Source organism: Mycolicibacterium sp. Y3, assembly GCF_051188035.1.
In the GTDB taxonomy this organism is placed as follows: Bacteria; Actinomycetota; Actinomycetes; order Mycobacteriales; family Mycobacteriaceae; genus Mycobacterium; species Mycobacterium fluoranthenivorans.
Window position 1 is genome coordinate 4038927 of the sequence record NZ_JAVQLT010000001.1, and the last position, 19724, is coordinate 4058650.

At 69.0% G+C, this 19724-nt stretch carries 15 protein-coding genes; 4 read left to right on the plus strand and 11 right to left on the minus strand.

Features of this window, described 5'->3' with window-relative positions; translation table 11 throughout:
• Positions 1-114: 114 nt before the first annotated feature.
• Both QN239_RS19625 and QN239_RS19630 read left to right on the plus strand, forming a co-directional pair.
• Positions 115-594, plus strand: a complete 480-nt coding sequence (locus tag QN239_RS19625; protein WP_499012842.1) for a MerR family transcriptional regulator — start codon at positions 115-117, stop codon at positions 592-594.
• Complete coding sequence (locus QN239_RS19630) at positions 587-1621, plus strand: NAD-dependent epimerase/dehydratase family protein (RefSeq protein WP_499012844.1); 1035 nt, start codon at positions 587-589, stop codon at positions 1619-1621. Before QN239_RS19625 ends, QN239_RS19630 begins: the two co-directional genes overlap by 8 nt.
• On the opposite strand, the gene QN239_RS19635 is transcribed toward QN239_RS19630, so the two are convergent.
• The 7 genes from QN239_RS19635 to QN239_RS19665 form a co-directional block, all read right to left on the minus strand.
• Positions 1602-2660 carry a zinc-binding metallopeptidase family protein gene (locus QN239_RS19635; protein WP_499012846.1) on the minus strand — a complete coding sequence of 353 codons (1059 nt, stop codon included), beginning with the start codon at positions 2658-2660 and terminating at the stop codon, positions 1602-1604. The two genes, QN239_RS19630 and QN239_RS19635, sit on opposite strands and share 20 nt — an antisense overlap.
• Before the next feature lie 11 nt (positions 2661-2671).
• A complete protein-coding gene (locus tag QN239_RS19640) occupies positions 2672-3538 on the minus strand; it encodes a transglutaminase family protein (RefSeq protein ID WP_499012847.1) in 867 nt (288 codons plus the stop codon).
• Positions 3535-6219 carry a circularly permuted type 2 ATP-grasp protein gene (locus QN239_RS19645; RefSeq protein ID WP_499012849.1) on the minus strand — a complete coding sequence of 895 codons (2685 nt, stop codon included), beginning with the start codon at positions 6217-6219 and terminating at the stop codon, positions 3535-3537. Before QN239_RS19645 ends, QN239_RS19640 begins: the two co-directional genes overlap by 4 nt.
• Complete coding sequence (locus QN239_RS19650; protein WP_499012850.1) at positions 6219-9533, minus strand: transglutaminase family protein; 3315 nt, start codon at positions 9531-9533, stop codon at positions 6219-6221. Before QN239_RS19650 ends, QN239_RS19645 begins: the two co-directional genes overlap by 1 nt.
• 41 nt (positions 9534-9574) lie before the next feature.
• The gene (locus QN239_RS19655) at positions 9575-10486 is read right to left on the minus strand and encodes a DUF389 domain-containing protein (RefSeq protein ID WP_090364430.1); all 912 of its coding nucleotides are present in this window, start codon (positions 10484-10486) and stop codon (positions 9575-9577) included.
• Positions 10487-10515: 29 nt separating this feature from the next.
• Positions 10516-11856 carry a hypothetical protein gene (locus QN239_RS19660; protein ID WP_499012852.1) on the minus strand — a complete coding sequence of 447 codons (1341 nt, stop codon included), beginning with the start codon at positions 11854-11856 and terminating at the stop codon, positions 10516-10518.
• A 123-nt stretch (positions 11857-11979) separates the two neighbouring features.
• The gene (locus tag QN239_RS19665) at positions 11980-12462 is read right to left on the minus strand and encodes a winged helix-turn-helix transcriptional regulator (RefSeq protein WP_499012854.1); all 483 of its coding nucleotides are present in this window, start codon (positions 12460-12462) and stop codon (positions 11980-11982) included.
• Between the two features lie 90 nt (positions 12463-12552).
• On the opposite strand from QN239_RS19665, the gene QN239_RS19670 reads away from it, so the two are divergent.
• Entirely contained in the window at positions 12553-13752 is a 1200-nt protein-coding gene (locus tag QN239_RS19670; protein ID WP_499012855.1) for a thiolase family protein, read from the plus strand.
• 13 nt (positions 13753-13765) lie between these two features.
• Here the strand turns inward: QN239_RS19670 and QN239_RS19675 are convergent, their stop codons facing one another.
• The 3 genes from QN239_RS19675 to aspS form a co-directional block, all read right to left on the minus strand.
• Positions 13766-15142 carry a hypothetical protein gene (locus QN239_RS19675; protein ID WP_499012857.1) on the minus strand — a complete coding sequence of 459 codons (1377 nt, stop codon included), beginning with the start codon at positions 15140-15142 and terminating at the stop codon, positions 13766-13768.
• Between the two features lie 255 nt (positions 15143-15397).
• A complete protein-coding gene (locus QN239_RS19680) occupies positions 15398-15844 on the minus strand; it encodes a nitroreductase/quinone reductase family protein (protein ID WP_499012858.1) in 447 nt (148 codons plus the stop codon).
• Positions 15837-17618: an aspartate--tRNA ligase gene (gene aspS, locus QN239_RS19685; RefSeq protein WP_499012860.1), complete on the minus strand. Its 1782-nt coding sequence runs from the start codon at positions 17616-17618 to the stop codon at positions 15837-15839. Before aspS ends, QN239_RS19680 begins: the two co-directional genes overlap by 8 nt.
• Positions 17619-17744: 126 nt before the next feature.
• Between aspS and QN239_RS19690 the strand changes: the two genes are divergently transcribed.
• On the plus strand, positions 17745-18239 hold the full coding sequence (locus tag QN239_RS19690) for an SRPBCC family protein (RefSeq protein WP_499016872.1): 495 nt from the start codon (positions 17745-17747) through the stop codon (positions 18237-18239).
• Here QN239_RS19690 and QN239_RS19695 read toward each other — a convergent pair.
• Entirely contained in the window at positions 18236-19711 is a 1476-nt protein-coding gene (locus tag QN239_RS19695; RefSeq protein WP_499012861.1) for a carboxylesterase/lipase family protein, read from the minus strand. The two genes, QN239_RS19690 and QN239_RS19695, sit on opposite strands and share 4 nt — an antisense overlap.
• Between the last annotated feature and the right edge of the window lie 13 nt (positions 19712-19724).

A 19724-nucleotide genomic window follows, 5' to 3' on the forward strand; every position in this document is an offset into this window, starting at 1 on the left:
GCTAGGAACGGCGGGCACCGCAGCGCCGCTGCGACATGCCCGCGTCACCGGACCGTGACCAGTGAGGCGAACCACACTTGACTTGAAGCGGTTCAAGTTCGGCAGAGTGCAGGCATGCCCATCGACCTGTCCGTCACCGTCCTCGCCGACCTGACCATCCAACAGGTGGCCCGGCGCACCGGGTTGAGTGAGTCGGCGCTGCGTTACTACGAGCGCATCGGGCTGCTCGACCCGGTTCCCCGCGACCCGAGCAGCGGGCACCGCCGGTACCCGCCGGAGCTGGTCACGGCGATCGAATCACTGGCCTGCCTGCGCGGCACCGGGATGTCGGTGCGGGATATGCGGAACTACGTCGACAACATGCGCGGCGGCCCCGACTCGGCGGCCGACCAGCAGCGGCTGTTCGCCGCACACGCACAGCGCCTGGGCGACGAGATCAGCCGACTGCAGGTGCGCCGGCGCTATGTCGCGGCCAAGGCCGATATGTGGGCGGCCCGCCAACGCGGTGACGACGACGCCGAACAACGCCTGATCCCGGAGATCATCGCGCTGGGCAACCGGCTACTTGAGGAAGAGGCGACACACCATGACTGAACCCACGGCGCTGACCCTGGTCACCGGCGGATCGGGATTCCTTGCCGGACACACCATTGCGCAACTGCTCGCGGCCGGACACCGGGTGCGCACCACGGCGCGATCGGCCGCCCGCGAAGCCGAGGTGCGCGACACCCTGACCAGGGCGGGCGCGGACACCACCGAGCTGAGCTTCGTCGCGGCCGACCTCACCGAGGACACCGGCTGGGCCGAGGCGGTGGCCGGTGCCGGCCATGTGCTGCACATGGCGTCGCCCTTTCCCCCGCAGCAGCCCGACGATCCCGACGATCTCATCGTGCCGGCCCGGGAAGGAACCCTGCGGGTGCTGCGCGCCGCGACGGCGGGCGGTGTCCGGCGCGTGGTGCTGACCTCATCCTTCGCCGCCGTCGGGTACAGCCCCCGACCGGCGGGATGGGTCTACGACGAATCCGACTGGACCGACCCGTCCGACGACAACAGCCCGTATGTGCTGTCGAAGACCCTCGCCGAACGGGCCGCGTGGGACTTCGTCGCGGCCACGCCGGGGGCACCCGAGCTGACGGTGATCAATCCGGTGGGCGTGTTCGGGCCGGTTCTCGGGTCGAAGCTGTCCAGTTCGGTCGGCATCATCGCCATGCTGCTGAGCGGTCGACCGGCACCGCTGCCGCGGGCATCCTTCGCCGTGGTCGACGTCCGCGACGTGGCCGACCTGCACCTGCGGGCCATGACCAGCCCGGTGGCGGCCGGACAGCGCTACCTGGCCAGTGCCGGTGCCGCGGTGACGCTGCCCGAGATCGCCGCGACGCTGCGCTCCCGGCTGGGTGATCGCGCGGCGCAGGTGCCCGAACTCGTCGTCGACGATGCCGACTTCCGTGCCGTCGCCGCCACCCGCCCGGAGCTGGCGCTCTTCGCCGGTCTGCTCGGCGAGCCGAAACAGGTGTCGCACGCCAAGGCCACCGAAATGCTGGGCTGGCAGCCACGTTCGGCGGCCGATGCGGTCACCGCGACTGCCCAGAGTCTGCTCGAGCTCAGCGCGTCGAGGCGCTGAGCTCGGCCGGCTTGGCCGAGGTCGACTCGTCGACCACGGTGTGGATGAACCGCATCTTCTCCAGCACGGCCGGGGGCAGCACGAACGGATACAGATCGTCCTTGCCCATCGACCGGTTCTCCATGTTCAGCGCCCAGGCCAGCGGCAGCCACATCTCGATGATGGTGTCGAAGCCACTGGGGCCCAACATCTTACGATCGAAGGTGGCGCTGGCCGGAGCGAACCCGAACGCCGCAGAGGTGTCCAGGGTGTCGCGGATGTGCAGATAGTGGGCGAAGGTCTCGGCCCAGTCCTCGGCCGGGTGCATGGTGGCATAGGAGGACACGTAGGTCTCCTCCCAGCCCTGCGGCGCTCCGTTGGTGTAATGCCGGTTCAGCGCGGCCTGATAGTCGGCGTCGGGATCGCCGAACAGCGCCTCGAACCGCGTCCGGTAGTCGGGTGACGGTCCCACCAACCGGTAGAAGTAGTAGTGCCCGATCTCGTGGCGGAAGTGCCCGAGCAGGGTGCGGTACGGCTCGGACATCTCGATACGCAACTGCTCGCGGTGCACATCGTCGCCCTCGGCCAGGTCCAGGGTGATGACGCCGTTGACGTGACCGGTGAGCACCTTCTCCTGCTCGCTGGAGAGCAGATCGAACGCCAAGCCGTACTGCGGGTCGGCATCGCGCCCGACCACCGGCAGGTGCAACTCGTACAGTTCGACGAACAGTCGGCGTTTGGCCCGTTCCGCGCCCGCGAACGACGCCAACGCCTTTTCGTCGCCGTCACTGGGCCGGGTCCGGGTGAGCATGCACGAGGCACAGAGCTGCGGCGGCCCGGCCGTTCGGACCAACCAGTTACATTCGGCCACATGGAGATTGGCGCACAGCTGATACTCGCTGCTGGCCACCGCGCCGGCGTGCCCGCTGTGTTCGGCGGACGCGATCACCAGCAGCGCCTTGTCCTCGAGCGAAAATCCCAGCGCGGCACCGCAGGACAAACAGACCGAGTTTTCGAAAGCCAGGTGCTGACCACAGTTCGGGCACGTGAAATCCCGCATGAACCCTCCCCCTAGTACGGCGCGACGTCGACCGCGACGTCTATCACGCTACTCTCCGAGTCGGTGTAGATGATGCCGCGCAACGGGGGAACATCGGCGTAATCGCGGCCGAAGCCGACGACGACGTAGCGTTCGTCGATCAATTGGTTGTTCGTGGGATCGAAGGCGACCCACCGATCCCCCGGTGTCCACACCGAGGCCCAGGCGTGGGTGGCGTCGACCCCGACCATCCGCTCCTTGCCCGGCGGCGGGTCGGTGGCCAGATAGCCCGAGACGTAACTCGCCGCCAACCCGTTGGCGCGCAGGCAGGCGATGGCCAACCGGGCGAAATCCTGGCACACGCCCTCGCGCTCGGCGAGCACCTCGGCGACACCGGTGGACACCGTGGTGGACCCGGGCAGGTAGGTGAAATCGTGGTAGATCCGCGAAGTGAGCTCCCGCACCACCTCGATGAGCGGCCGCTCCGGCGTGAAACTCGGTGCCGCATAAGCACGTATCTCATCGGTGATCTCCGGCGGCACCAGATCCATGGCGAATTCGCAGGCCAACCCGACCGGGCGCGCCTGCTCCCACGGCACCCGTAGGTCGGCATCGGTGTAATAGTCCGGCGGTGGCGCGTCGACCTCGACGACCGCGCGACTGGTCACCGTCAACGTGCGATGGCGTTCGGTGACGTGGAAGTAGGAGCTGATATTGCCGTAGGCGTCCCGGCTGGTGGAGCTGTCGGCGGGATCCGGGTCGATGAGCAGTTCGTGGGCCAGGCAGCGCTGCCGTGACGAACTGCGCGGGATGAGGAAACCCCGGCCGTAGGAGCTGGTCACCACGTCGGAGTACCGATAGGTGGTGCGGTGGGTGATCTCGTAGCCCCTGGAGCTCACGGTAATTCCCGCCTCTCGTCGGGTCCCCACAGCGGTTGCATACCGCCGGGCAGGGACAGATGCGACGCGGTGATCAGGTTGGACAGATCACGCAGGCTGGCGTGTATCCCGTCGAGCAGTTCGGCCAGTTCGGCGCGGGTACCGTCGGCAGCGACCACCTCCAGATCCAGGGGGTCGATACGACGCAACCGGGTGGCGATCTCCTCGACCAGCCGTTCCGGTCGCGAGGCACCCGACGCGGACGGCAACCGTTTCAGGCCGGCGCGCAACCGCTCGAACTGATAGGCCAACGACCGCGGGTTCTCGCCGTCGAAGAGCACCAGTTCGGTCAGCGCGGCAAGGCTGACCTGGCCCAGCATCCGGCGCCGGTAGATCACCGACGATTCGCAGGCCACCAGCGTGGATTCGGTGACCGTCTGCTCGGCGTCCCGGCTGCGCACCTCGGTGAGGGTGGCCCGCAGCAACGCGGTGAGGCCCAGGCCGCGCTCGATGCGCTTACCGATGTCCATCATCGTCCAGCCGATGTCCTGCACCATCGACTCGGCGGCCATCCCGGAGAGCGCCAGCATGCCGGCCAGGGTCTTGCTGTGCGCGGCGGCCAGGTAGGCGTCACCCTCGGTCTGTGATTCGGGCGGGGTGGCCGCCCGGTGTCCCACGGCCCGCTCCACCGAGGCCAGCACCATCCAGGTGTCGTTGGACATCTGGTCGCGCACACCGCGGGCGGCCAGGCCCAGCCGTTCCACCGCCTGCGCCAGCGACCCGGAGCGCCGCCGGTCGGCGGTCACCGCCCACAGCGTGCTCGGCGCGATGGCGATCATCTCGTGATCGTCACTGCCCGCGCCGATATCGGTTCCGGTGATGGCACCGATCGCGGACAGCAACACCGGCACACACTGGCTGCCGTCCATGTCCTGGCGGTAGCGGTATTCGTGATACCGCTCGCGCGTGACCGTCAGCAGACGCGCCATGTTCTCCGCGCGCTCGGCGTAGCGACCCATCCAGAACAGATCCGACAGCACGCGCGGCGAACTCACCGCGCGGGTCGGGCTCGGTGTCATCACCGGAGCCGCTCCGGCGGCGACATACGCCGGAGCCAGCTCGATCGACGGCGCCGGCACCGCCCTGACCCGGTCCGGGGTGCGCACCCAGATGTCCTTGGCGGCCACGGTGTTCATCGTGTACGCCGAACTTCCCTGCGCCGGAAGGAATCCCAGTCCACCGATCATCGGTGCATAGCCGCCGCGCTGGGCCACGGTGAACAGCCGCATACCCACACTGGCCGCCGACAGCCCACCCTTGTAGTAATCGGTGGGCGCGGACGAGAACTCGGGCAGTTCCTGCGCCACCCATCGCCACGGCGTGGCGGCGATCCGGTCAGCGAGCTCGTCGCGACGAGCCGGCGGCAGGGTCGGGCCGACGATGGTGCGACCGCCGTCGACCGGTTTGATCAGCAGCGTGGCCAGGTTCGCCCGGATGTGTGAGAGCTCGTTGGCATAGCCGGCCCAATACACCCCACCGCTGTGCAACTGGGGCACCTCGCCGACCAGCAGTTCGGCCAGCTCGGGCAGAAAGCGAAGCAGCGCAGGGCTTTCCAGGATACCGCTGCCCAGCGTGTTGACCACCGTCACGGCCCCGCGGCGCAGCACCTCGACGAGACCGACCACCCCCAGGCGCGAGTCGGCACGCAGGTCGAGTGGGTCGACGTACTCGGCGTCGACCCGGCGCAACACCACGTCGACCCGTTTGAGGGTGCCCAGTGAACGCATCCACAACCGGCCGTCGCGCACCACCAGGTCGGCACTCTCGACCAGCGGGAAACCGAGCACGGTGGCCAGGTACGCCTGGTCGAAGGCGGTCTCGGAATGCGCACCCGGACTGAGCACCACCACGACCGGTTCTTCGGCGGTCTCGGGAGCCGCGTCGATCAGTGCCAGTCGCAACGCCTGCGCCCAGGGCGATGCGGGGCGCGGACCGACCCGCTCGTACAGATCGGGAACGGCGTGCGCGATGACGCGCCGCCCGGCCATCGCGTATCCGGCGCCCGAGGGCGCCTGGGTCCAGTCGGCGTTCACCCGGAAGCTGCCGTCGGCGGCGCGGCTGACATCACAGCCGTGCAGGAACAACTGGTGGCGGCCCGGCACCTCGATACCGTGTGCCGCACGCACATAGCCGGGGTGGGCGAACAGCAACTGGGGCGGCAGCACGCCGCTGGTGATGGACCGGCGTTCGCCGTACAGATCGGTCAGTACGGCGTCCAGCAGCCGGGAGCGCTGCACCAGGCCCGCCTCCAGCAGGTTCCAGTCCGCGGCCGACACCAGCAGGGGCAGCGCGTCCAGGTGCCACGGCACCGAGACGCCGTCACTCGCCGGCGAGGACGGATCCACGTGCACGTAGGTGATGCCGTCGTCGTCGACCAGCCCGCGGACGATACCGCGCAGCTGATCCAGCCCGTCGCGACCGCGCTCGCCGACGCACTCGGCCAGTTCACGCCAGGTGGGCCGAACGCCGCCCGCGGGGTCGACGAACTCGTCGTATCCGCTGCCCGCCATGCCCCGGACATCGAACAACGCCTGCTGGGCGCGGGCAGCGCGGTACCCCACCAGCACATCGTCGGTCGAAACCGAGGTGGTGCCGGACACACCGATATTCGGCTCCGGTGAGCCGTTTGCGCGAAGGACCATTACCGCAGAACGGTACGCACCCGGCGCAAGTCAAGAATCCCCGGCGCACCCATATCGGTGGACTGGCGCGCCTGCTTCTCCCGGAGATCGGACAGATCCAGCCGGCCCGGAGTGAATCCGGCCACCTCGAACCGGCGTCCGCGGCGCGATTCGGCCTCGACGGCGTTCACCGGCGGGCTGTCGTAGGCGCGGCCGCCGGGATGGGCCACGTGGTAGGTGCAGCCACCCTTCGACGAACCGGTGAGGGTGTCGATGAGCTCGAAGCGGAGCGGGCCGTCGACGGTGATGGTCGGGTGCAGCGCGCTGGGCGGCTGCCAGGCGCGGAACCGCACACCCCCGACCTGGACGTCGGCCTTGTCGGTGGCCAGCAGCGGGATCGGCTGGTCGTTGACGGTGACGATGTACCTGTGCCGGTCCGCGCCGATCAGGCGCACCTGCACGCGCTCCACCGACGAGTCGACATACCGTGCGGTGCCCCCGGCGGTGGACTCCTCCCCCAGCACGTTCCACGGCTCGATGGCGCCCCGCAGTTCGATCTCGACGCCGTCGAACACCGCGGTGCCGATCCGCGGGAAGCGGAACTCGGTGAACGGGTCCAGCCAGCTGGTGTCGAAGTCGACCCCGTGCGCGCGCAGATCACCGGCGACATCGGCGATATCCTGAATCAGGAAGTGCGGCAACAGGTATCGGCCGTGCAGATTCTCCCCGTGCCGGATCAACGGGGCGCGCAGCGGCTCATCCCAGAACCACGCCACCAACGAGCGCACCAGCAGCGACTGCACCATGGCCATCTGGTGGTGCGGTGGCATCTCGAACCCGCGCAGCTCCAGCAGGCCGAGCCGGCCACGCGGGCTGTCGGGGCTGTAGAGCTTGTCGATGCAGAACTCGGCCCGGTGCGTGTTGCCGGTGATATCGGTGAGCAGATGCCGCAGCGCGCGGTCGGTCACCCACGGTTTGGCGGCACCGATCTCGGCCAGCCGGGCGATCTCGGCGAACGCGATCTCCAATTCGTACAGGGATTCCGAGCGGCCCTCGTCGACCCGCGGCGCCTGCGAGGTGGTGCCGATGAAGCGCCCCGCGAACAGGTAGGACAACGCGGGGTGGCGCTGCCAATAGGTCAACAGCGACACCAGCAGATCGGGACGGCGCAGCAGCGGCGAGTCCGCCGGGGTGATGCCGCCCAGGGTGATGTGGTTGCCACCGCCGGTGCCGCCGTGGGTGCCGTCCACGTCGAACGACTCGGTGGAAAGGCGCGCCAGCCGGGCCTCTTCGTACAACGTCTCCAGCTGTGCTCGCTGGTCGGCGAAGCTGGCCGTGGGCGCCACGTTGACCTCGATGACGCCCGGGTCCGGGGTGATCGTCATGGACGTCAGCCGGCCGTCGTGGGGTGGCCCGTACCCCTCGATGACCACGGGGCACGCGATCGCCGCCGCCGCGGCTTCCACCCGTGACACCAGGTCGACGAAGTCCTCCAGGGTGTCGGTGGGCGGCAGGAAGACGTAGAGGAAACCGTCCCGGATCTCGGCCACCAGTGCGGTGGGGGGTGCATCCTCGGTCGGCTCGACGGGTGCCTCGGCCTGCTGGGCCGGGCCCCGTAGCAGGGTGCCGTCCTGGGTCAGCGGGTCGGCCTCGAAGGTCCGTCGCGGCGCATGCCAGCTGATGGCGTTCAGCGGCAGGCGCAGACCGGCGGGTGAATCCCCCTCGAGCAGGACGATGCGGCCGCGCCGCAGCTGCCAGTCCGCACTGGCCCAGCCCGAGTCGTCGTCGCGGCGGTGCAGCGGCAGCACGTGCGCGGCGGGTTCGACGACGGATTCGTCGAGGCGGGCCAGCAACGCGGCGCGGGACGCCGCATCGTCGGCACTCAGGTCGTCGGCCGTGTCGACCGGGTCACCGGCGGGCAGCCGCACCGCACCCGCCAACCGGCTCAGCGCATCCTCGAAGGCCGGCCGGACCTGGCTGGCCGGCAGCGTCAGCCCGTCGGCGACCGCTCCCAGCAACGCGGCGTCGGCCCCGTCGGGGGCCGGCTCGGGATTGGTCTGGCCCCAGGGGTCGGCGAGCAGCGACGGGTCGCTCCACAGCGGCGCACCGTCGACCCGCCAGAACAACCCGATCTGCCAGCGCGGCAACGGTTCTCCCGGATACCACTTGCCCTGGCTGCGCTGCACCAGTCCCTGCGGTGCCCACACCTTCTTCAGCCGGGCAGCCAGCGCCGAGGCCCGCTGGCGTTTGTGCGGGCCGTCGGCCTCGGTGGTCCATTCGGGATCGGTCTGGTTGTCGATGGAGACGAAGGTCGGTTCGCCGCCCACGGTCAGGCGGACATCGCCCGCCGACAGCCGGGCGTCCACCTTCTCCCCCAAATCGATGATCGAGGCCCAGGCGGCCGGGGTGTAGGGCAGCGTGACGCGCGGATCCTCGTGTACCCGGGTGACGACGTTGGAGAATTCCAGCGTGGTCTCGCACTTCCCGGTCGAGCCGGTGATCGGCGCGGCGGACTCCGGGTGCGGGGTGGCCGACAGCGGGATGTGACCTTCCCCGGCGAACAGACCCGAGGTGGGATCCAGGCCGATCCACCCGGCGCCGGGCACGTACACCTCGGTCCAGGCGTGCAGATCGGTGAAGTCGGCGGCCGGGCCGGACGGACCGTCGAGCGCCTCGACATCGGAGGTCAGCTGGACCAGGTAGCCGGAGACGAACCGCGCGGCGTAGCCCAACTGGCGCAGGATCGACACCAGCAGCCACGCCGAATCGCGGCAGGAACCGATCGCGGTGCGCAGCGTGTGGTCCGGGGTCTGCACACCCGGTTCCATCCGGACGCTGTAGCCGACGTCGGCGTTCACGGCGCGGTTGAGCGCCACCAGAAAATCGATGGTGCGCGTGCCGTCGGGGACGTGGAAGTTCTTCACCCAGGCTTCGACCAGCTCACCGGGGCCGGTGCCGGCGCCGGCCTCGTCGACCGGGCGCAGGTAGGGCTTGAGATCCTCGGCCAGCGCCCGCGAGTAGGTGAACGGGACCGTTTCGGCCCATTCCTCGATGAAGAAGTCGAAGGGGTTGATCACCTTCAGGTCGGCGATCAGGCCGACGGTGATGGTGAGGCTGCTGGCCCGGTTCGGGAACACCAGCCTGGCCAGGAAGTTTCCGAAGGCGTCCTGCTGCCAGTTGATGAAGTGGTCGGCCGGCTCGACCTGTAACGAGTAGGCCTCGATCGGGGTGCGGGAGTGCGGGGCGGGGCGCAGCCGCACCACATGCGGATACAACTCCACGAGTCTGTCGAACGTGTAGCTGGTGCGGTGCTCCAGCGCCACCTTGATTCCCATGACGGGAATCCCACCACACCACAGGGACCCGCGCAGCACGGTTACGCGTCGTGCAGCCTCCGGTGTGCTGCCAGCACCACGACGCCGGCCGCCACGATGCCGATCAGATTGACCATCAGCTGCAAGACCGAGTACGCCGCGATGTCCCAATCGCCGACGGTGGCAGCAACCACCGCGAAGCCCGCGGCGGGCACCGTGGTGACCGAGATGAAAACCCCTACCAGGGCAGCCGATTTGGCAGACACCAGCGACAGCATTCCGGCAGCTCCAGCCAGCAGCGCCACCACGAAGGAGAACGGGCCCACCTGGAAGATGAAGTCGACCTGCTCGAGGTTCCGGGTGCTGGTCAGTGCCACCCAGCCGAGCGCCTCGAAACCGAGGGTGGCGACACCCGTCAGGACCATCGCCAGCGGAAAGCCGATCAACAGCGCCGCGGCCGCCCGCCGCGCCAGGGCTGCGCGGCGCCGCACCAGCGCCACCGCCAACGCGGCCAGCGGACCGAATTCCGGACCCACCACCATGGCGCCGACGACCGTGACGGCCGAATCTGTCAGCACACCCACCGCGGCCAGCAAGCAGGCGATGCACAGAAAAGCTAGGAAGGTCACCGACAGACTGGACTCCTCGCGGGTGCGCGCCAGCAACTCGTCCCACAACACCGCGTCGGCCCCGTCGCCCTCGGCCTCGTCGTCGGCCCTGAACCCGGCCTTGGACAGCACCGTGCCGAGGGCCTCCAGGGTGATGGCGCCGTCGTCGGTCAAGCCGAGCGCCTTGAGCCGGCCGACCATCCTGTCGGCCGACTCCCGCGCCACGTCGACGGCGACGAGGTCGCCGGCCGGTTCGACGGCGGCACCGCGGTGCACGACGACATGCGCGACGCCCGGAGTGTGCCGGCAGAGCTCAAGCACCGACTCGGTCAGTTCCGCCGGCGCGATCACCCGTATCTGCAGCACGCCTGAAGGCTATCCGGCGCCCGCCGGCGCTACTCCACGTCGGCGCTCAGACCCAAGTCCGTCAGCGCCTGCCGCACCGATTCCACGAGTGCCGCTTTGGTATTCGCGGCACCGGGCTCCCACGCCACCACGGAAAGGCACACCTTGCCCGCCACGTTGCCCGAGGCGAGCATCATGCGGCCACCCATCCGGTCCAGATCGGCCTCGGTCAGACCGGGCTCGGCCAACCGCGAGGTGAAGAAGTCCGCCTCCGAGCCGTCCGGACGGTTGACCTCCTTGGGCAGGTCGGCCATGTTCGACACCCCGATGGGCTTACCGACCTTGAGCGCCACCATCTCCAGGCGGCGCAGCAGGAATTTCGGGGTGTAGGGCACCAGCGGCAGGGGCGCCAGCAACAACTCCCGCTTCCCGGCCAACTCGGTGAGTTCGGTCTTGATCCCGCGCCGCACCTCCCCGAGATCGGAGGTGACCGCGGCGGCGCCGGTGTGGACGGTGATCGAGTTGAGGGCGTTTCCCCGGGTATCCCCCTCGACCCGCTCGCTGACCGGCAACGACAACATCGCCTGCCCGTCGGCGGCGACGCGCCCCATCAGCACCCCGACCCGGATACCCAGACCGGTCAGCAGCACGTTGCTGGTTCCGCCAAGCGCTTTGGCCCGCTCGTCCCAGGTGGTCTGGTCGACCGCCGCCGCCACCATGGGCAGCCCGATCGGGCGGTCCGACCGCCGGGTCCGGACCGTCGGCGCCGAACGCGCCGAGGCCGACAGCTCACCCGACTGCTCGCGGGCCAGCCGTGCGGCCCCGGCCAGGGCGCCGGAAACCTCCCGGAGCGCGCGACACGCGGTGCGCAGGTCGGCCCCGAACGCCTGCCGACGCGTCCGCGCGCCCGGCGCCGGATAGTTCAGGTTCCGGCTGGTGCCCGAGACCGCGCCGACGATCGAGTCGATCAGCGCACCGGCGTCGGCCACGGTGTGCGACACCACCAGCGTGACGACCGCGCCGCCCCCGATCAGCGGTTGCACCCCGAGATGCCAGGGCGGCCCGTGTTCGGGGTCGACGGGCACGTTCACCCGTTCCTCGACGTAGTCCCAGACCTCTTCGCGGCTGCGCTCGACGGTTGCGATGTCGAGGCTCTCCGGGTTGTCCGACCGGACCCAGTGATGCCTGCCGAACGGGACCACCGACCGCTCCAGCCGGCGGCCCAGCAAACCGTCGTGCAGGTTGGCGTGGAAGGTCCGCAGGCCTGCCAGGTCGACACCGCGGTCGTAGATCCAGACGTATTGGATGACCGGCGCGCGCCCCAGCGCCCGCAGGGCGAGATAGGAGCCCTGGTCCATATAGGCCAGCGTGTTGTCAGGCGGGAGCGTCATACCGGTGTGGGGGCCTTTCTCGCCGTGGCTGCTCGATCGGCACGCGGCTGGGCCCCCCTGGCTCACGTGATCTCGAATTCCGCGAGGAGCATATGACATCCCGGTGGATGGCGTGAGCGTTTGCTATGTGCGGCTTGTGCCCCTTCTGGCCAGCCGCATACCGAGTTCGCCCGGCGGCACCGGGTGCCCCTCCGCGCACCGCACCTCCACCCCCGCGTCGGCCCCGCAGTCCAGATGGGTGAGCCGCAGGCCGCTGTCCTTGAGGTGTTTTCGACCCCACTCGAACATCGCCCACACCACGGGCATCAGGTCGGTGCCCGCCTCGGTGAGCACGTATTCGTCCCGGCTGCGCTGACCGGGTTCCTGATAGGGCTGCTTGGTCAGCAGCCCGGCGTCGACCAGTTCGGACAGCCGCGCCGACGCGGCGGCCTTGGTGATCCCGACCCGGCGGGCGAAGTCGTCGAACCGGGTCGTGCCGTAGAAGGCCTCACGCATGATCAACATCGCCGACTTGGTGCCGATCAGCCCCATCGCCTTCTCGATGGGGCAATGCCCCACCGCCGACCAGGCATCGCGGTCTGCGAGCACTCCCTGCAGAACTGTCATGCACATCACTCTACCGCTGGGTTGATGTAGATATACCCAGGTGTTACATCTGAGTATAGAAAGCAATACTCAGTGGCGAGGAGAGCGAACATGTCCGGATACTCAGGTCGCGATGCGGTGATCGTCGGTGCGGTACGCACCCCGATCGGCAAGGGCAAGGCCAACGGCGCCTTGCACGACGTGCTGCCCGCCGATCTGCTGGCGCACAGCCTGCGCGAGCTGATCGCCCGCACCGGCGTCGACCCGGCTCAGGTCGACGACGTCATCGCCGGCGCGGTCACCCAGGTCGGGGACCAGGCGGTGAACATCGCCCGCAACGCCCTGCTGGGCGCGGGGTTCCCGGAGACGGTGCCCGGTACCACGGTGGACCGCCAGTGCGGCAGCAGCCAGCAGGCCATCAGCTTCGCCGCCCAGGGCGTGCTGGCAGGCGCCTACGACATCGTCATCGCCGCGGGCGTGGAGTCCATGTCGCGGGTGCCGATGGGCTCGTCGGTGCTACCCGGAAGCGACCCCTTCGGCCTCGATATGGCGGCCCGCTACCCGGACGGCCTTGTCCCGCAGGGCATCAGCGCGGAGCTGATCGCGGCGAAGTGGCAGCTCTCGCGCGCCCAGCTGGACGAGTTCTCGGCGGGCAGCCATGAGAAGGCGGCGGCCGCGACGAAGGCCGGCCTGTTCGACAACGAGTTGGCCCCACTCGCCGGGCTGAGCACCGACGAGATCGTCCGGCCGGGCACCACCGTGGAAACCCTGGCCGGTCTGCGGCCCGCGTTCTACAACGAGGCCTACGCCGCGCGCTTCCCGCAGATCGCCTGGGAGATCACCCCCGGCAACTCGTCACCGCTGTCCGACGGCAGTGCCGCGGTGATGATCACCAGCGGTGCGACCGCCGCGCGGCTGGGGTTGACACCGCTGGCCCGGATCCACACCACCACCGTCGTGGGTTCCGATCCGCTGTACATGCTGACCGGCGTCATCCCGGCCACCGAAAAGGTGCTGCGCAAGGCCGGACTGGCACTGTCGGACATCGACCTGTTCGAGGTGAACGAAGCCTTCGCGCCGGTCGTGCTGAGCTGGGCTTCGGAGGTCGGATCAGGCACCGGCGTCGATCTTCTTTCCAAGGTCAACGTCAACGGCGGCGCCATCGCCCTCGGCCACCCGCTGGGCGCCAGTGGCGCGCGGATCATGACCACCCTGGTCAATGCCCTGCAGCAACGCGGCGGCCGCTACGGGCTGCAGACGATGTGTGAGGGTGGGGGCATGGCCAACGCCACCATCATCGAACGGCTCTAGTACTCGGCCGCCCTCAGTGCTCGATCACGGCCGACAGCCCGAATTCCGCGAACGCTCCGATCACCGCTTCGGACAGTCCCGCAACGGAATTCGGGCCGTCGACCGACCACGACCTGATGTTCAGCGACATCCTGCCGTGCAGGAAGGCCACCGCAAGCCAGAGCAGGCCGCCACGACCCGCGAAATCGGCTGCGGTGACACCGGGTTCGACCAGCCTGGCATCGAAGTAGTCCGCGTGGTTGCCGTCCGGGCGGTTCAGCTGATCCGGCAGATCGCCGAGATTCGAGCAGCCGATCGGTCCCCCGACCTTGAGCACCATCTTCTCCAGGCGCCGCACCGCGAACTTCGGGATGAACGGCGTCAACGGCAGCGGGGCCATCAGGGCGTCGCGCCGCTCGCCCATCGTGACCAACGCCCGCTTCATCTCGGCACGCAGCCCGCGGAGATCGTCGAGGACGGTGGCCGGGTCGACGAGCACCGTGATGGTGTTCAGAGCGTTACCCGTGGTGTCACCCTCGGAGCGCTCACTCACCGGGAAGGACAACATCGCCCGGCCCGCACCGTCCACCCGTCCGATGAGCTGGCCCAGCCGCGCGGCCACCGCGGCGAACAGGACGTTGCGGGTGCCACCGAGCGCCGAGGCCACCGCATCGAATTCGGCGAGGTCGACATTGACCGCAAGCGTCGGCACGGTGACCGAGTCTGCGACGTGGGGGCGCACCGGCTGAGCCGCCTTCGCCGAATCGGCCAGCTCGTCTTTCTGTTCGCGGGCTATCCGCGCCGCGCCGATCACCGCCGACGGGACTCGGCGCAGCGTGCTCAGCGTCGTGCCGAGATCCTGACGCAGCGCGGTGGGCAACGAGCGCGACCGCGGCAGCGGATAGCCGAGATCGCGCGCGGTGCCGTCGAGTGCCTCCGCAATCGACATGATGATCCCGCCGGCATCGGACACGGTGTGTGACACCGCAAGCGACACCGCATCGCCACCACCGGTCAGTGGTTGCACCGCGAGATGCCATGCGGGTCCCGTCTCCGGGTCCACCGGTTTGTCGGCACGCGCGCTCACCCATTCCCAGATGGACTCACGGGTGCGTTCGACGGCCATCACCTCGATATCGCCGGGAGGCGGCGCCGCCACCCAGCGGTGCCTGCCGAACGGCAGCGGGGACCGCTCCAACCGGCGACCGAGGATCGTCTGCCCGAGATTGCGGCAGAGCCGGCGCAACCCGTCGAGATCGACACCGCGCTCGTAGATCCAGGTGAACTGGATGACCGGGCCGCGACCCAGTGCGCGCAGGCCCACGTAGGACGCCTGGTCGATATAGGCCACCGTGTTGTCGGCGCGCCGTGGCGCACGATCAGAGAAAACGCGTTCTGACAGAGTCTCCAAAATCCCCCCATGGGAAGTGGTGAGTCGAGCCCGGTAGTCAGCGACCCAGCAGGACATTCCGGGAGTCGGCCGCCAACTACTTCGTCGGCGTCGTATGCAGCACTGTTACTGCCACCCTAAGGGAAAACTGGGAATGCGCGAACGGAAACGGCAAACGTGACAATTGCCGGTTTCGAGCCCCGAACTTTGATTTCGGGGTGATGCGGTGACCGTCGCAATCACGTTCGCGACCATCGCCCCTGCTCGGGCGTGGAGTCAGACCCGCTGCAGCTCGAACAGCGGGATGACCCGGCTGGTGTTGGCCTGATACTCGGCGAACGCGGGCGCCGCGGCGGCGATCTTCGGATAGATCTCGTCACGCTCGGGCAGCGGCAGCTCGCGCACCGCCACGTCATACGCGTCGGTGCCGACCTCGATCCTGGCGTGCGGATCGGCCCGCAGGTTGTGCACCCACGCGGGATCCTTCGGCGCACCCGCATACGAACCCACGATGTACATCCGGCCGTCGATGGTCAGGTAGGCCAGTGGCGTCACCCGGGGATGGCCGGTCCTGGCGCCGATGCTGTGCAGCAGCAACAGGTTGCCACCCTCGAACGCGGCCACCTTGCCGGCGTTCGCGCGGAATTCTTCGATGATGTTGCGGTTGAACTCGCCGAGGGCCGCGGGGTCGGCGACGAGCTTTTCCTTGTCGATGTCACTCATGTGTGGAGTCAGCCGTCTTGGGCTTGGCATCTATTCCCGACTCCTTGCGCTGGGCCGCGGTGATCGGGGCCGGCGCATCGGTCAACGGGTCCACGCCGCCGCCGGACTTCGGGAACGCAATGACCTCGCGGATGGAGTCCACCCCGGCCAGCAGCGCGGTGATGCGGTCCCAGCCGAACGCGATACCGCCGTGCGGCGGCGCGCCGAAAGTGAAGGCGTCCAACAGGAATCCGAACTTGTCCTGGGCCTCGGCGTGATCGATGCCCATCATCGCGAACACCCGCTCCTGGACGTCGCGGCGGTGGATACGGATCGAGCCGCCACCGATCTCGTTGCCGTTGCACACGATGTCGTAGGCGTCGGCCAGCGCGGTACCGGGATCGGTGTCGAAGGTGTCCACCGACTGGGCCTGCGGTGCGGTGAAGGCGTGGTGCACCGCCGTCCAGGCACCGGAACCGACCGCCACGTCACCGGAGGCGGTGGCATCGTCGGCGGGCTCGAACAGCGGCCAGTCCACCACCCAGGTGAACGCCCACGCCGTCGGGTCGATCAGGTCCAGCCGCTTGGCGATCTCGATCCGGGTGGCACCGAGCAGGGCGCGTCCCGCCTTGGGGGTGCCGGCGGCGAAGAAGACGCAGTCCCCCGGCTTCGCCCCGACGTGCGCGGCCAGTCCCGCACGCTCGGCGTCGGTCAGGTTCTTGGCCACCGGGCCGCTCAGCGTGCCGTCCTCGCCGATCAGCACATAGGCCAGGCCCTTGTGGCCACGCTGCTTGGCGAACTCCTGCCAGCCGTCCAGCGTGCGCCGCGGCTGCGACGCCCCGCCCGGCATGACCACCGCACCCACGTAGGGCGCCTGGAACACCCGGAACGGCGTCTCCTTGAAATAGTCGGTGCACTCGACGAGTTCGACGGCGAACCGCAGGTCGGGCTTGTCGGAGCCGAAGCGGCGCATCGCCTCGTCGTAGCCGATCCGCGGCAGCGGCAACGGCAGGTCGTAGCCGATCAGCGCCCAGATCGCCTTGAGCACCTGCTCGGAGACCGCGATCACATCGTCGGCCTCGACGAAGCTGAGCTCCATGTCCAGCTGGGTGAACTCCGGCTGACGGTCGGCGCGGAAATCCTCATCGCGGTAACACCGGGCGATCTGGTAGTAACGCTCCATCCCGGCGACCATGAGCAACTGCTTGAACAGCTGCGGGCTCTGCGGCAGCGCGTAGAAGGAACCCGGCTGCAGCCGGGCCGGCACCAGGAAATCGCGCGCGCCCTCCGGGGTGGACCGGGTCAGCGTCGGGGTCTCGATCTCGACGAAATCGTGCTCGGCCAGCACATTGCGGGCTGCGGCATTGACCTTGGAGCGCAACCGGATTGCGTTGCCGGGGCCCTCCCGGCGCAGGTCCAGGTACCGGTACTTCAGCCGGGCTTCCTCGCCGGCGGTCTCGTCCAGCTGGAACGGCAGCGGTGCGCTTTCGCCGAGCACGGTCAGCGAGGTGGTGTTGACCTCGATCTCGCCGGTGGGGATCTCGGTGTTGGCATTACCTTCGGGCCGCACCTCGACGGTGCCGGTCACCGCGACGCAGTATTCGGCGCGCAGCCGGTGCGCCTGCTCCAGCACCGCCGCATCACGGAAGACCACCTGGGACACCCCGGATGCGTCACGCAGGTCGATGAAGATGACGCCGCCGTGGTCGCGTCGGCGCGCCACCCAGCCCGCCAGCGTCACCGTCTGACCGGCATCGGTGGACCGCAACGAACCGGCGGCATGGCTGCGCAGCACTAAAACTCCTCATGAAGACGGGTGGGACGACTGAGCCAGTCTAGAGAGTGCGATCGGCTCGTCCCGACACCGCTACACGATGAGCATTCCCCGGACCACCCCGGATAGGGTCGACGGGTGCCGAAAATGTATCCGTGCGAACCCGTGGATCTGGACTTCATCTCCGAGGCACCGTTCCGTTTCGTCAGCACCGTCGACCTCGCCATCACACCGGAGCAGGTGTTCGAGGTGCTCTCCGACGCCGAATCCTGGCCGCACTGGGCCTCCGTGATCACCAAGGTGACCTGGACCAGCCCGCAGCCGTACGGCGTCGGCACCACCCGCACCGTCCACATGCGTGGCGGCATCATCGGCGATGAGGAGTTCCTGTCCTGGGAACCGCACAGCCATATGGCTTTCCGGTTCAATCAGGCCTCGACCAACAGCATCGCGGCGTTCGCCGAGGACTACTGGGTGGTGCCCACCGAAGGCGGCTGCAACCTGACCTGGGTGATGGCGATGAAGCCCAACGGCACCGCTGCCCGTCTCGGCATGACCGCGGGCCGCCCGGTGATGGGTTGGCTGTTCCAGCGATTCCTGCACAACCTGCGCCGGTACACCGACCGGCGTTACGCCCGCTAGTACACGCCGGCCCAGGCCGCACGCCGGCGTTCGTCGGGGTCCTCCACCGTCACGTCCCGTGCGCTGCCGATCAGCCGGGTGGCCCGGCGCTGCGCGTCGTAGAACGGCCACTCGTCCAGCCCGCCCCTGGCGAACTCCAGCCACGAACGCTGCATCCGCCGGCCGACCGCGGGCTGCACCCGCCGGCCCAGTGGGTGCAGCTTACGGCCCAGATAGGAGCCGTAGCTGTGCTGAATGTGCACGATCTCGCTGCCGTGCGTGGCGCCCAGGCCCAGGGCACGCAACGTCCAGGTGGTGTGGTCGAACCGGTACATGTGCACCGGCGCATGGGCACTGTAGGCGTCGGCGAACGCCCAGGTCGGGGCGCCGAACATGGCATCGGACCCGAAATCCACCAGTGCCCGGCGGCGCGGATAGGCCGGGTACGCGCCGAGCACCCGATTGCGTGCCTGCGGCGCCCTGCGCGCGAAGAATCCGTCGATCGACTCCAGCGTGGTCGGCAGCATCGGGGGTTTGCCCCACGCGAACATCGACGCCTCATGACTGTTGGTGCCGATGATCAGCGGGATGGCGTGCACCGCGCCGGCCCGGGCCGCCTCGATGGGATGCCGTGGCAGCAGGTCGACACCGTGGGTGAGCCCGAAGGCCAGCGTCGGCGTGTCGGCGGCGCTGGCCGCCTGCACCACACCGGCGGCGCGGCGCAACCGGCGCTGCGGCAGCTGTTTGAGATGGTCGACGTCGGCGCCGAGCTCCTCGAGAAAGGTCTGCGCCTGCCGCGCCCTGGTCTGCCGGTCGGCGATCAGCGGCAGCGCGGGACTCTGCGCGATCGCCCTGGTGAACAATCCCTCGGCGGCCGGACTGGCCAGCAGCGCCAATACCGATGTGGCACCGGCAGATTCGCCGAAAACGGTGACACGCTGCGGGTCACCGCCGAACGCCGCGATATTGTCGCGCACCCACTGCAGCGCAGCGATCTGGTCACGCAGGCACAGGTTGTCGTCGAAGCCGTCGCCCAGGTCGCCCAGCTCGAAGCCACCGAACACCCCGAGCCGGTAGGTGACGTTGACCACCACCACATCGCCGTTACGGGCCAGCCTGGACCCGTTGTACAACTGCAGCTGCCCGGCACCGTAGACGAACGCGCCACCGGGGATCCACACCATCACCGGCAACGAGCCCGACACGTCCGGCGACCACACGGTCACCGTGAGACAGGCCTCGTCCCGCATCTTGGGGTCGTCCCGGCCACCCCCCACGAAGGACCGGCCCTGCGGCGGCAGCGGACCGTGCTCGAGAGCGTCGCGCACCCCCGACCACGGCTGCAGGGGCGCAGGCCCCCGGAAACGCAGCTCCCCCAACGGCTGTTCGGCGTAGCCGACCCCGCGCCACACCCCGACACCGCCTTCGGTGCTGCCGCGCAGCTTGCCGTGCGAGGTCGCCACGATCGTCGGGAGTTCAGCGACGAGAGACACACCGCAATCGTAG